We start from the raw sequence: 13,193 nt of genomic DNA on the forward strand, positions 1-13,193 counted from the left end.
AGGCCGTCTGAAAAGAGGGTGCGGCGGATTCAGAAATCGCGGTACTGGCGCAGCATGCTGTCGGCAAGCTGCTGGAACTGTTTGTATTTTCCGGAGCGGTCGATTTTGCTTTTGTCGAGGCCGATTTCGACCAGCACGCCGGCTTTGTTGCCGTAAATCACCGAGTTTTCGATTTCGTATCCGCCGCCCTCTATCGGCGAGATAAAGGCTTGCAGCATTTCGCCGGCGGGGATGTTTTGCAGGATGACGCTTTTTCTCATGTTTGGCGGCAGATCCGCGCTGACAAACTGGAAGGGGTTGTGCACTGCGTCGGTGATGCCGAGGTAGGAGTAAATGTATATCTGGTGCGCCAGCTTGGGGTTGTTTTTCAGATACAGCAGCAAGAGGAGTTCCCGCAGGTCGTGTTTCATATGGTGTTCTCTTGTTTATTGTGCTTTTTCAGACGGCCTTTTTGCTTGTTCGGACGTTCAGGCCGTCTGAATCGGGATGATGCGGCTGCGGTCGCGCTTTCTGCCGTTTTCGCCGTAGTTGGTTTCGACGTATTCGCACACGATCGCCAAAAATTCCGCTGCCAGATTGTCGCCTTTGAGGGTAACTTTGCGCTCGCCGTCCACATAAACCGGCGCAATCGGCGTTTCGCCTGTGCCCGGCAGGCTGATGCCGATGTCGGCCAGCTTGCTCTCGCCCGGGCCGTTCACCACGCAGCCCATCACCGCCACATTCAGGTTTTCCACACCCGGATACTGCAAACGCCAAACGATCATCTGCTCGCGCAGATACCGCTGGATGTCCTGCGCCAATTCCTGAAACACGGTGCTGGTGGTGCGGCCGCAGCCGGGGCAGGCGGTAACCATGGGTGTAAACGAGCGCAAGCCCATGGTCTGCAAGATTTCCTGCGCCACCACCACTTCCTGCGTGCGCGAGGTGCCGGGTTCGGGCGTCAGCGAGATGCGGATGGTGTCGCCGATACCCTCCTGCAACAATACGGACAAGGCGGCGGTGGAAGCGACGATGCCTTTGCTGCCCATGCCCGCTTCGGTCAGCCCCAGATGCAGCGGATAGCGGCAGCGGGCGGCAAGTTCGCGGTAAACCTGTATCAGATCCTGCACCGCGCTGACTTTGCACGACAGGATGATTTTGTCTTCCGGCAAACCCAGCGCGACGGCTTTTTCCGCCGATTCGAGCGCAGAAACAATCAAAGCTTCCTTCATCACGGCTTCGGGGGGCTGCGGCGCAGGCGATGCCAGATTGGCATCCATCATGCGTTTGGCCAGGCTTTGGTCGAGCGAACCCCAGTTGACGCCGATGCGTACCGCTTTGCCGTTTTCCGCCGCTGTGCGGATCATAAAGGCGAATTTCTCGTCGCCTTTCGCGCCTTTGCCGACATTGCCCGGGTTGATGCGGTATTTGGAAAGTGCCCTGCCGCATTCGGGAAATTCGGCCAGCAGCCGTTCGCCGTTGAAATGGAAATCGCCGACCAGCGGCGTGTTGCAGCCCATGTCGTCCAAGCGTTGCCGGATTTCGGCCACTTTGGCGGCGGAGTCGGGATTGTTTACCGTAATCCGCACCATTTCCGAACCGGCTTCGCTCAGCTCCCTAACCTGCGCGGCAGTGGCCGCAGCATCGGCGGTGTCGGTGTTGGTCATGGATTGGACAACGACGGGGGATTCTGAACCTACGGTGATGTGGTCGATTTTGACCTGGTGTGTCTGGCGGCGCGATGGTGTGTTCATATTGTTTGTTTTTTAATTGCCGGCACTGAACGAGGCTGATTTTTTGTCGGTCATATGATCGGCAAGATTGATGGTTTGCGAACCATAGGCGGCCTGCGCCCCTCGGGCGATGCCGATTGAAACCTGATAGGGCGCGCCGCCGGAAAAACGGTGTTCGCTGTTGGCCGGCACAATGCGGTGCAGCAGCTCTTTGCCGGTTTTGTCTTTGACGACCAGCATCGAACGGTAGCGGATTTTAAGCAGCAGCTCGCCTGCCGCAGCGCCGGTGTCGGCTGCCGCCTCTTCCGGCTGGGAAGCTGCCGAGGCGGCGGCCTGCATCGGCACGACGGAAACATTGGCGGTGTCAATATTCGGCGTGGCCACCTGCCCCAAGCCTGCGCCGGCTTCGCTGGCGGTGGTCTGCCTGTTGTTTTCTTCCTGGGATTTGCCCTGCCAGGCATAAACGCCCGCGCCGATGGCGGCAATCAGCAGCAGGCCGAAAATCCACGTCGGAAACTGTCTGCCGGTTTTTTGATTTTGAAAATTCAAACCTCCCTGCCGGTCGGCCTCCGGTGCGCGGCTGCGCACGCCGGAAGCGGGCATGATGCGGTCGAGATGCGATGAGACGACCGCGTCGTCCAAATCAAGAAATCTGCCGTAAGTGCGCAAAAACCCTCTGACAAACACGGATTCCGGCATGCTTTCGTAATTCCCGGCCTCAAACGCTTCGATTTGCTTGGCCGAGAGTTTCAGACGTTCCGCCACTTCGCCGATGGACAGTCCCTTGCTTTCGCGCTGCGTGCGCAGCAGTCTGCCGAATTCTCCGGCAGGATTCGCCGACACTTGGTTTTCCATATTCTCGCTCATTTGTTTCAGTGTCCTGCCAAAATGGTTTGCAACTCTTCCGAATAGGGGTAATTCGCCCGCAGCTGCGCTTCATATTCGTAAGCCGCCTGCGAGCTGCCGGTTGCCCGCGCAAGCTGCCATCCCAGCAGCAGGTCGCCGGCATCCAGATTGTCCACCTGGCTTTGGTACTGGCGGAACAGTTTGTCCGCCTCTTTAATCTGTCCAGCCAGCATTTTGGTGCGCGCCAGCTCTTTGCGCAGCGGCATGAAGTCCGGCGCGGCGGCAATGCCTCTTTCCAAATAAGCCTGCGCCAGCGAATACTGCCCCATTTTCGCGCTGCAAATGCCTTTGTTCATATAGGCGACTTGGGGCGCGGGATAGGTGGGGTCGGACAAAGCCTTGTCGAAATAGGGAATGGCCGCGTTGGGATTGTTCATCACGCTGCACAAAAACCAGCCGTAGTTGTTGTTGATTTCCGCGCTGTCCGGCTGCAAACGCAATGCCTCATGGAAGCTGGCATCCGCCTTGTCGTTCACTTTGAGAAACTGGTAAATCTGCGCGCGCATCAGCCAGGCGATGGAATTTTTGCGGTCGGCCTGCAAAGCCTCTTCAATGGTGGTAACGGCCAGCCGGTAGTCTTTCGCATTCATATATTCGGCTGCCAGCTGTGTTTTGATGCGCGAGATTTCTTCGGTGCGCTCCTGCCTGCTCGGCTGTTTTACCGAAGTTCCGCCGCACGCGCTCAACACGCATGCCAATAATGCTGCTTTCCAAAAATGTTTCATGTCCACACCTTATTGTTGAACCAGCAACTGCTGCCATTTCTGCTGGCGGCGGGTTTTGTCTTTTACCTGACCTGCCAGCTGGCCGCATGCCGCGTCTATGTCGTCGCCGCGCGTTTTGCGCACGGTAACCACGAAGCCGGCCTGTTGCAATATGTCTCTGAAAATACGGATATTCTCGGCAGACGAACGCTCATAGCCGGAATGGGGAAACGGATTGAAAGGTATCAGGTTGAATTTGCAGGGTACGTCTTCCACCAATTTCAACAGTTCGCGCGCGTGTTCCGCCTTATCGTTGACGCCGTCGAGCATCACATATTCAAACGTAACGAAATCGCGCGGGGCTTTCACAAGATACCGCCTGCATGCCGCCATCAAATCTTTTAACGGATATTTTTTGTTCAAAGGCACGATTTGGTCGCGCACATGGTCGTTGGAGGCGTGCAGCGACACGGCCAGCGCAACCGGCATGTCTTCTTTCAACCTGTCCATCTGCGGCACCATGCCGGATGTGGACACGGTAACGCGGCGGCGGCTGAGCCCGTAGCCGTGGTCGTCCAGCATCACCGACAGCGAGCGGACGACATTGTCGTAATTCGCCAGCGGCTCGCCCATGCCCATCATGACCACATTGGAAATCACGCGCTCGTCTTTTGGCGTTGCGCCCAAGGCTTTGTTCGCCCACCAAAGCTGGCCGACGATTTCGGCGGTGGTCAGATTGCGGTTGAAACCCTGCCTGCCGGTCGAGCAAAACGTACACTCCAAAGCGCAGCCCACTTGCGACGAAATACAGAGCGTGCCGCGTTCCGATTCGGGGATAAACACGGTTTCCACGCCGTTTCCGGTGCCGACGTCCAGCAGCCATTTGCGCGTGCCGTCGCGCGATTCCTGCGACGCCATCAGGGCGGGCGCGCCGACACAGGCATGCTCTTCCAGCTTGGCGCGCAACGATTTGGCCAGATCGGTCATCTCGGCAAAGTCCGCCGCGCCGCCCCAATGCATCCAGCGCATGACCTGTTTTGCACGGAAGGGACGCTCGCCCATTTCGGCGAACCATTCCGTCAGGGTTTTCAAATCGTAATTCAGCAGATTGTTTTTCATATATTTTTTAATAACGACTTATCCAAACCGTTAAAGTAAGGCATCTTGCGGGTGTGCCCGATGCCTTTTTATTGTTTTTCAGACGGCCTTACGTTAACGGTTTCGCTGCCGCAGGGAATGCGGCAGCGGTCAGTTGGGAAGATTCAGCGCGGGCAGATTTCGGTTGCGGCGAAGAAGTAGGCAATTTCCAAGGCGGCATTTTCCGCGCTGTCCGAACCGTGCACCGCGTTTTGGCCGACCGAATCGGCAAAATCGGCACGGATCGTGCCCGCTGCGGCTTCCTGCGGATTGGTCGCACCCATCAGTTCGCGGTTTTTCGCTACGGCATTTTCGCCTTCCAGCACTTGAACCATGACCGGGCCGCTGGTCATAAACTCAACCAGTCCGGCGAAAAACGGGCGGTCTTTATGCACGGCGTAAAAGCCCTCGGCCTCTTCCCTGCTCAAATGTTTCATCTTCGCGGCGACGATTTTCAAGCCGTTTTCCTCGAAGCGGCTGTAAATCCTGCCGATCAGGTTTTTGCCGACGGCATCGGGCTTGACGATGGAAAGGGTGCGCTGGATGGTCATGAAATTCTCCTTATCGGTTGAAACGGGCTGCAAAAAGCCGCCGAATTGTAGCAAGTTTTTCCGAATTACGCTGAATTTGTTGGCGACCCTGCCGCCAAAACGCACTGCCGGTCAGCCCTGCGGCGGCGTTTGCGCCAACACAAGGTGGGGCAGGTTGAGATATTCCTGCGACTGCATTTCGGTGAGGCGGCTGGCGGTGCGCACGAACTCGGCGGCAAAATCGCCTTCGACATAGATTTCGTCGGCCGGCACTGCGCAGGTGGCGCAGAATTTGACGCGGTAGTCGTACATCACGTCGATCAGCCAAGTCAGCCGCCGAGCCTCGGCTTTTTCGTTTTCGCTGAGTTTTTCGATGCCGGAAACAAAAATCATCTCATAACGTTCCGACAGATAAAGGTAATCCGCCTGCGAGCGCGGGCCGAAACACAGGGTGCGGAAATCAAACCAGACGGCTTTTTCCGTATGGCTTTTGCATTGGAGGGTGCGGCCGTGGATTTCGATTTCAGACGGCCTTTTCTCTTGTCCGACAGTAACTTGGGCAAACAATTCGGCCAGCCTGCGTTCGTTTTGCGCATCGGCGGGAATGTAGAAGACATCCGCCGCCGTGAGCGAGCGGTGGCGGTAGTCCTCGCCGCCGTCCACGTTGAGGATGGTGAGTTTGTCTTCAATCAGCGCGATGGTCGGCAGGAAGCTGCTGCGGTTCTGCCCCTGCGGATAGAGTTCTGAAGGGGCGTAGTTGGAGGTTGCCACCAGCACCACGCCTTCGTTGAACAGGTTTTCCAGCAGCCGCCCCAGAATCATGGCGTCGGCAATATCGCTGACGTGGAATTCGTCGAAACACAAAACGCGCGTTTCTTTGGCAATTTCAACGGCTACCGCTTTGAGCGGGTTGGCTTCGCTTTTGAGTCCCTGCAATCTGCGGTGGATTTCCGCCATAAAGGCGTGGAAATGGACGCGTCGTTTGCGGCGGTAGGGCAGGCAGCCGTAAAACGCGTCCATCAGAAAACTTTTGCCGCGCCCTACTCCGCCGTAGAAATACAGCCCTTTGGGCAGCTGGGGCGAACGCAGGCTGCGGCCGAGAAAGCGGTTGCGCTTGCGTTTGAACATCATCAGTTCCGTCCACAGGCGGTCTAGATGCTCGATGGCGCGCGCCTGCGCGGCATCGCGGATGAACGCAGGCTGCTGGGCGGCGGCCTGATACCAGGTGAGGGGGCTGTGGTTTTGGTAGGAGGGGGGGATGAATCGGTTGGATTGGTGGTCGGACATGGTTTTTCAGACGGCCTTTTAGCATGTGGCGCGCATTATACACAATGTTCGCCCCGCCTATTCGCACGCAAACGCATCGGGCGCGGACGCAAAAAGGGTGCCGCATGATACGGCACCCTTACTTGTCAAAACGGTGCGTCAGACACCGGCCGACTGATCGACGCGCTCGCGCAATTCCTTGCCGGGCTTGAAGTGCGGAACGTGTTTTTCCGGCACGTCCACTTTATCGCCCGTTTTCGGGTTGCGTCCCTGCCGAGCGGGGCGGTGGTTCAAATCGAAGCTGCCGAAACCCCTGATTTCGATACGCTGCCCGCGCGCTAGCGAGCGGGTCATCGTATCGACCAGGATTTTGACGCTGTATTCGACGTCTTTCGACATAAGGGGCGACAGGGGGTGCTTGTCGGCGAAAACATCGGCCAAACGAGCCATCAACTCTGATTTGGTCATAGCTGTTTCCCGCGCTTATTCCTGATTGCCGGACAGCTTGGCTTTCAGCAGATCGCCCAGGCTGGTGGTACCGGCGTTGGATGCGGCGGCCGCATTCACCGAGCTGAGGGCTTCGCGGTTTTCTTTCGCGTCTTTCGCTTTCACCGACAGCTTGATACTGCGGTTTTTGCGGTCGACGGTGATAACTACGGCTTCCACTTCGTCGCCTTCTTTGAGCTTGGTGGTCAAATCTTCCACGCGGTCGGCGGCGAATTCGGAAGCGGGCAGATAGCCTTCCACTTCGTTGGCCAGCGCGACAACCGCGCCTTTGGCTTCCACGGATTTCACCGTGCCTTTGACCAGCGAGCCTTTGTCGTTGACGCTGATGAAGTTGCCGAACGGGTCGCCTTCGAGCTGTTTAATGCCCAAAGAAATGCGTTCTTTTTCCACATCGATGGCCAAGACGACGGCTTCCACTTCCTCGCCTTTTTTGTATTTGCGCACGGCTTCTTCGCCGGCTTCGCTCCAAGACAGGTCGGAGAGGTGCACCAAACCGTCGATGTTGCCGGGCAGGCCGACGAACACGCCGAAGTCGGTGATGGATTTGACCGCACCTTTGATTTTGTCGCCTTTGTTGTAGTTGGCGGCGAAATCCTCCCACGGATTGGCCTGGCACTGTTTCATGCCCAGGCTGATGCGGCGGCGGTCTTCGTCGATTTCCAGAATCATCACTTCGGCTTCGTCGCCCAGCTGCACGACTTTGCTCGGATGAACGTTTTTGTTGGTCCAGTCCATTTCGGAAACGTGTACCAAGCCTTCGATGCCCTGCTCGATTTCGACGAACGCGCCGTAGTCGGTCAGGTTGGACACTTTGCCGAACAGGCGGGTGCCGGCGGGGTAGCGGCGGGCGAGGCCGTTCCACGGGTCTTCGCCAAGCTGTTTCACGCCGAGGGAAACGCGCTGTTTGTCCTGGTCGAATTTCAGCACTTTGGCTTCCACTTCCTGACCCACTTCCAGCACTTCGCTCGGGTGTTTCACACGACGCCATGCCAAGTCAGTGATGTGCAGCAGGCCGTCGATGCCGCCCAGATCCACGAATGCGCCGTAGTCGGTGATGTTTTTGACCACGCCTTTGACCACGGTGCCTTCTTGCAGGTTTTCCAGCAGGGCTTTGCGCTCTTCGCCCAAAGTCGCTTCCAGCACGGCGCGGCGGGAAACGACGACGTTGTTGCGTTTTTTATCCAGTTTGATGACTTTGAATTCGATTTCTTTGCCTTCAAAGTGGGAAGTGTCTTTGATGGGGCGCACGTCCAAGAGCGAGCCGGGCAGGAAGGCGCGGATGCTGTTGATCATGACGGTGAGGCCGCCTTTGACTTTGCCGCTGATCAGGCCGGAGAGGATGTCGCCGTTTTCCATGGCCTCCTCCAAAGCGATCCAGTCGGCGGCGCGTTTGGCTTTTTCGCGCGAGAGTTTGGTTTCGCCGAAGCCGTTTTCCACGGATTCGATGGTAACGGTAACGAAGTCGCCAACTTTGACTTCCACTTCGCCTTGCATGTTTTTGAACTCGTTGATGTCAATCAGCGATTCCGATTTCAGGCCGGCGTTGACAATGACGAATTTGTCTTCAATCGCCACCACTTCGGCGGTAATCACTTCTCCCTGGTTCATTTCCTGAACGGCGGAGTACTCTTCCAACAACTGGGCAAAATTTTCCATATTTGCTAAATCTTTCTTTTGCGCCGCCGGATGGCGCGGGGTTTGGGTTGGGAAACGGCGCGGCCTTCCGGCAGGCCGGCCGATGCTGCAAGCCGCATAATGTTTTCAGACGGCCTTTTTATCGTTTGAGGCCGTCTGAAAACGAAAGCGCGCGGATTATATCCTAATTTTGTTTTTGTTCATACCAATCAATCACTTTTTTTACCGCCTCTTCGATGCCCATATCGGAAGTATCCAACAGCAGCGCGTCGGGGAGCTGTTTGAGCGGCGCGGCGGCGCGGCGACGGTCGGCTTCGTCGCGCGCCTCGATGTCGGACAGAATGCGCGCGAAGGCCACGCCTTCGCAGGGCAGGCCGAGCTGTTTGGCGCGGCGTTGCGCCCGCACCTGCGCCGAGGCGGTGAGGAACACTTTGAGCGCGGCATCGGGAAACACCACCGAGCCCATGTCGCGCCCGTCGGCCACCAGCCCCGAGGCTGTCTGAAAACCGCGCTGGCGTTGCAGCAGCGCGGCGCGCACGGCCGGATGCTGCGCCACTTCCGACGCGCCCATGCCGACGGCCTCGCTGCGGATTTCGTCTTCCACGTCTTCGCCGTCAAGCAGCACCCTGCCGCCGGCAAACGCCGCCGGCAGCCGCGCCGCCAAAGCCGCCACCACCGCTTCGTCCGACCATGCCGCGCCCTGCCGCCGCGCATAAAGCGCGGTCAGCCGGTAGAGCGCGCCCGAATCCAGATAATTCCAGCCCAAAGCCGCCGCCACACGCGAAGCCACCGTGCCTTTGCCCGACGCGCTCGGGCCGTCGATTGCGATTACGTCCGCCATCTCGTCCGTTCCTTAAAATTAACAAAATTAACAATTCTTGGCATAATAGCAAGCCTTGCCTGCTTATTCCAGCCCGCCGCCATGACCGATTCCCTGCGCCTCGCCCCCCGCCGCCTCAAACCCTCAACCGTCGCCCTGCCCGGCTCCAAAAGCATCAGCAACCGCACCCTGCTTCTGGCCGCCCTGTCCGACAACGCCTGCACCGTCCGCTCCCTGCTGCAATCGGACGACACCGCCCGCATGCTCGAAGCCCTCGCCGCGCTCGGCATCCGCAGCGAAACCCTTTCAGACGGCCTCAAAGTGCACGGCTGCGGCGGCCGTTTCCCCGTGCAGGAGGCCGACTTGTTCCTCGGCAACGCCGGCACCGCCTTCCGCCCGCTCACCGCCGCGCTCTCCGTACTCGGCGGCCGCTACACCCTGCGCGGCATCCCACGCATGCACGAACGCCCCATCGGCGACCTCGTCGATGCCCTGCGCAGCATCGGCGCGGACATCCGCTATCTCGAACACCCCGGCTACCCCCCGCTCGCCATTGGACAACGCCGCGACAACGGCACCCGCAGCGTCAGCGTCAACGGCAGCGTGTCCAGCCAGTTCCTCACCGCCCTCCTCATGGCCCTGCCGCTCACCGGCGCGGCCTTCGACATCCGCGTGGCGGGCGAACTCATCTCCAAGCCCTACATCGACATCACCCTCAACCTGATGGCGCAGTTCGGCGTGGCCGTTGCCAACCACGGCTACCAAACCTTCCGCCTGCCGCCCGACGCCCGCTACCATGCCCCCGCCGTCCTCAACGTGGAAGGCGACGCCTCCTCCGCCTCCTACTTCCTCGCCGCCGGCCTGCTCTCGGGCTGCCCCGTCCGCGTAAGCGGCGTCGGCAAAAACGCCGTGCAGGGCGACACCGCCTTCGCCCGCGAACTCGAAAAAACCGGTGCGGACATCGTTTGGGGCGACGACTTCATCCAAGCCTCCCGCCCCGCAGACCGCCCCGTGCGCGCCTTCGACATCGACGCCAACCACATCCCCGACGCCGCCATGACCCTCGCCGTCGTCGCCCTTGCCGCCGACGCGCCCTGCACCATCCGCAACATCGCCTCGTGGCGCGTCAAAGAAACCGACCGCATCGCCGCCATGGCCGCCGAGCTGCGCAAAATCGGCGCGGCAGTGGAGGAAGGCGCGGACTTTATCCGCATCACCCCGCCCGCCGCCCTCACGCCTAACGCAGTCATCGACACCTACGACGACCACCGCATCGCCATGTGCTTCTCCCTCGTCTCCCTGCTGGGCGTGCCCGTTACCATCAACGACCCCGGCTGCGTCGCTAAAACCTTTCCCGACTATTTCCGAGTATTCGAGTCGCTCACCGCGTAAACGGCTTGCCCGAATGGGTTTTCAAGGCAAGAGGCCGTCTGAAAAACGAATTTCAGACGGCCTCTTGTTTGTTTAGTACATACCGAACCCGTCGTAGGGTATACCGCCCCGAGATGGCGCGGTTTTGGTTTTTTACGGCATGAGGCCGTCTGAATAAGTGTTTTCAGACGGCCTCTTTCTGTTTCCCCGCCATGCAGCCATCCGCCGCCATGCAAAGAACGCGTGCGTCGCTTGGGCGACACACCCTACGTATAACCCTCACTGCGCCTGTTGCACAAAGACCGCGTGCATGGCTGCGCCACATCCCTGCCCAAACAACAAGAGGCCGTCTGAAAACCGTAAAACAGATTTTCAGACGGCCTCTGCTTTGTTTGGCCTCTGCCGAATCCGCCGCAGGGTGTGCTACCCCGAGACGATGCACGCGGTTTTGGTTTTTTACGGTATGAGGCCGTCTGAATAAGTGTTTTCGGACGGTCTCTTTTATGTTTCTCCGCCGTGCAAGCATCCGTCGCCATGCAAAGAACGCGTGCGTTGCCTCGGGGCGGCACACCCTGCCTCATCATCCGACTTTGCGTTGTTTCCCCAATAAATTTGGCGAACCAATGCGGCAAGAGGCCGTTTGAAAACCGTTTTCCCGTTTTTCAGACGGCCTCTTATCCTCTCGGGGCGCACGGTTTCAGAAACGTCATTCCCGCGCAGGCGGGAACGGCCTCTCCTTATTTCAATGCCCCGACATTCCGCGCCTCAGCCGTTCCTGCGCCGGAACTCGTCCATAAAGCGTACCAGCTCTTCCACGCCCGCCAGCGGCATGGCGTTGTAAATGCTCGCCCGCATGCCGCCGAGGGTTTTGTAGCCCTGCAACTGGCGCAGGCCGACGAGGTCGGCTTCCTGCGCGAAACGCTTGTCCAAATCCGCGTTGCCGGTGGTGAAGACCACGTTCATCTTCGAGCGCGCCCCGGCGGCGATGAGGTTTTGGTAGAAGCCGCCGCTGCCGTCGATGGCGGCATACAGCGTTTCGGCCTTGCGCCGGTTGAGGCGTTCGATTTTGTCCACACCGCCCTGCGCGTGCAGCCAGCGCAGCACCAGCCCCGCGATGTAGATCGGATAGGTGGCGGGCGTGTTGTACATGCCCTGTTTTTCAACGTGCGCCTTGTAACGCCACACGGCGGGGACGGTGTCGGGGCAGCGGTCGAGCAGGTCGTCGCGGATGATGACGATGGTCGCCCCCGCCGGCCCGAGGTTTTTCTGCGCCCCCGCGTAAATCAGGCCGAAGTCGGCCACGTTGATGCGGCGCGACAGGATTTCGCTGGACATATCGCACACCAGGGGCGGCAGGCCGTCTGCAAGGCGCGGCATCCGTCCGTACTGCACGCCGTGCACCGTTTCGTTGGCCACGAAATGCACGAAGGCCGAATCGGGCGAGATGTCCCAACTCTCGGGCGGCGGCACGTCGAGAAAGCCGTAACGTGCGCCGCCGTCGGCCGCCAAATGGACTTTCGCGCCAACCAGTTTGCCCATCTCGCGGTGCGCAATCTGCGACCAGTTGCCGCTCACCACCGAATCGATGCGCGCAAACCCGTGCGCGAGATTCATCGCGGTCTGCGAAAACTGCGCACTCGCCCCGCCCTGCAAAAACAGGATTTTGTAGTTGGCGGGAATGTCCAGCAGCAGGCGCAGATCCTGTTCGGCGTGGTAAAGAATGCTTTGGAAAGTGTCGCTGCGATGGCTCATCGCCATCACGGAAACGCCCGTGCCCTGGTAATCGAGCATTTCCTGCCGCGCGGTTTGCAGCACGGCTTCGGGCAGCACGGCCGGGCCGGCGGAGAAGTTGTAAACAGTGGTCATGGTTGTGTGCTTTCTTGTTTTTTAAACGGCCGTACGGATACAGGCGCGAGGCCGCCGATTTTATGCCCCGCCGCGCACGGGCGGCAAGCAGGTCGTCCGAAAGCGCGGCACGCCACGTTTTCAGACGGCCTCAAACGGTTTGGCGGTTTGAGGCCGTCTGAAAAAAAACAAAAAAACAAATTGTCCGCCGCCATCTTTCCTTTTACGCCGCGCCGCGCTATAATCCGCCAAATTTTTCAAGTAACTCTGAGAAATGGCCGCGCGGCCATTTTTTTTATTTTCTATGAAAGCAAAATGGACATTCAAAACCTGTTGGAAAAAACCCTGCCCGGCCTGGGCTGCGAGCTGGTCGATCACGAGCTGACCGCGCAAGGCACGCTGCGCGTGTTCATCGACAAAGAAGGCGGCATCACCATCGACGACTGCGCCGCCGTCAGCAACCACCTCTCCCGCCTCTTCACCGTGGAAGACGTGGACTACAAAAACCTCGAAATTTCCAGCCCCGGCCTCGACCGGCCGCTGAAAAAAGCCGCCGACTTCGCCCGCTTCGCCGGACAAGAGGCCAAAATCAAAACCCGCCTGCCCGTTGACGGGCAGAAAAACTTCATCGGCCGCATCGAAAGCTGCGACGGCCAAACCGTCGTCCTGTCCTTCGACGGCAAAACCGCCGCCCTCGCGCTCGATAATATCGACAAAGCGCGGCTGAAACCCGAATTCAAATTCTAAACTTGGAGATACA

The 13,193-nt window shown here is 58.9% G+C and carries 13 protein-coding genes; 2 read left to right on the plus strand and 11 right to left on the minus strand.

All coding sequences use genetic code 11. The features are described 5' to 3' along the window. Positions 1 to 29: 29 nt before the first annotated feature. The 10 genes from H3L91_RS09075 to cmk all read right to left on the minus strand — a co-directional run bounded on the left by H3L91_RS09075 (position 30) and on the right by cmk (position 9,238). Positions 30 to 410: a hypothetical protein gene (locus H3L91_RS09075; protein WP_007343479.1), complete on the minus strand. Its 381-nt coding sequence runs from the start codon at positions 408 to 410 to the stop codon at positions 30 to 32. A 57-nt stretch (positions 411 to 467) separates the two neighbouring features. Further along, positions 468 to 1,733, minus strand: a complete 1,266-nt coding sequence (ispG, locus tag H3L91_RS09080) for a flavodoxin-dependent (E)-4-hydroxy-3-methylbut-2-enyl-diphosphate synthase (RefSeq protein WP_007343480.1) — start codon at positions 1,731 to 1,733, stop codon at positions 468 to 470. A gap of 12 nt (positions 1,734 to 1,745) precedes the next feature. Further along, on the minus strand, positions 1,746 to 2,579 hold the full coding sequence (locus H3L91_RS09085; protein ID WP_007343481.1) for a helix-turn-helix domain-containing protein: 834 nt from the start codon (positions 2,577 to 2,579) through the stop codon (positions 1,746 to 1,748). A gap of 5 nt (positions 2,580 to 2,584) precedes the next feature. Then, on the minus strand, positions 2,585 to 3,343 hold the full coding sequence (gene pilW / locus H3L91_RS09090) for a type IV pilus biogenesis/stability protein PilW (protein WP_007343482.1): 759 nt from the start codon (positions 3,341 to 3,343) through the stop codon (positions 2,585 to 2,587). 9 nt (positions 3,344 to 3,352) lie between these two features. Further along, positions 3,353 to 4,441 (minus strand): dual-specificity RNA methyltransferase RlmN, encoded by a 1,089-nt coding sequence (gene rlmN / locus H3L91_RS09095; RefSeq protein ID WP_007343483.1) that lies wholly within the window; start codon positions 4,439 to 4,441, stop codon positions 3,353 to 3,355. A 143-nt stretch (positions 4,442 to 4,584) separates the two neighbouring features. Then, entirely contained in the window at positions 4,585 to 5,010 is a 426-nt protein-coding gene (gene ndk / locus H3L91_RS09100; protein WP_040659061.1) for a nucleoside-diphosphate kinase, read from the minus strand. Positions 5,011 to 5,121: 111 nt separating this feature from the next. Next, positions 5,122 to 6,276 (minus strand): cell division protein ZapE, encoded by a 1,155-nt coding sequence (gene zapE, locus H3L91_RS09105; protein WP_007343485.1) that lies wholly within the window; start codon positions 6,274 to 6,276, stop codon positions 5,122 to 5,124. A gap of 138 nt (positions 6,277 to 6,414) precedes the next feature. After that, the gene (locus H3L91_RS09110) at positions 6,415 to 6,723 is read right to left on the minus strand and encodes an integration host factor subunit beta (RefSeq protein WP_007343487.1); all 309 of its coding nucleotides are present in this window, start codon (positions 6,721 to 6,723) and stop codon (positions 6,415 to 6,417) included. Positions 6,724 to 6,738: 15 nt separating this feature from the next. Next, positions 6,739 to 8,502, minus strand: a complete 1,764-nt coding sequence (gene rpsA / locus H3L91_RS09115) for a 30S ribosomal protein S1 (RefSeq protein ID WP_081458593.1) — start codon at positions 8,500 to 8,502, stop codon at positions 6,739 to 6,741. 79 nt (positions 8,503 to 8,581) lie between these two features. Beyond that, a complete protein-coding gene (cmk, locus tag H3L91_RS09120; protein ID WP_007343490.1) occupies positions 8,582 to 9,238 on the minus strand; it encodes a (d)CMP kinase in 657 nt (218 codons plus the stop codon). 81 nt (positions 9,239 to 9,319) lie between these two features. On the opposite strand from cmk, the gene aroA reads away from it, so the two are divergent. Continuing rightward, positions 9,320 to 10,609: a 3-phosphoshikimate 1-carboxyvinyltransferase gene (gene aroA / locus H3L91_RS09125; RefSeq protein WP_007343491.1), complete on the plus strand. Its 1,290-nt coding sequence runs from the start codon at positions 9,320 to 9,322 to the stop codon at positions 10,607 to 10,609. Positions 10,610 to 11,353: 744 nt separating this feature from the next. Here the strand turns inward: aroA and serC are convergent. Beyond that, a complete protein-coding gene (gene serC, locus H3L91_RS09130; RefSeq protein WP_007343494.1) occupies positions 11,354 to 12,454 on the minus strand; it encodes a 3-phosphoserine/phosphohydroxythreonine transaminase in 1,101 nt (366 codons plus the stop codon). 294 nt (positions 12,455 to 12,748) lie between these two features. Between serC and rimP the strand changes: the two genes are divergently transcribed. Continuing rightward, positions 12,749 to 13,180, plus strand: coding sequence for a ribosome maturation factor RimP (gene rimP / locus H3L91_RS09135; RefSeq protein ID WP_040659624.1), 432 nt, complete (start codon positions 12,749 to 12,751; stop codon positions 13,178 to 13,180). Positions 13,181 to 13,193 lie beyond the last annotated feature (13 nt).

This window comes from Neisseria bacilliformis (genome assembly GCF_014055025.1).
Taxonomy (GTDB): domain Bacteria; phylum Pseudomonadota; class Gammaproteobacteria; order Burkholderiales; family Neisseriaceae; genus Neisseria; species Neisseria bacilliformis.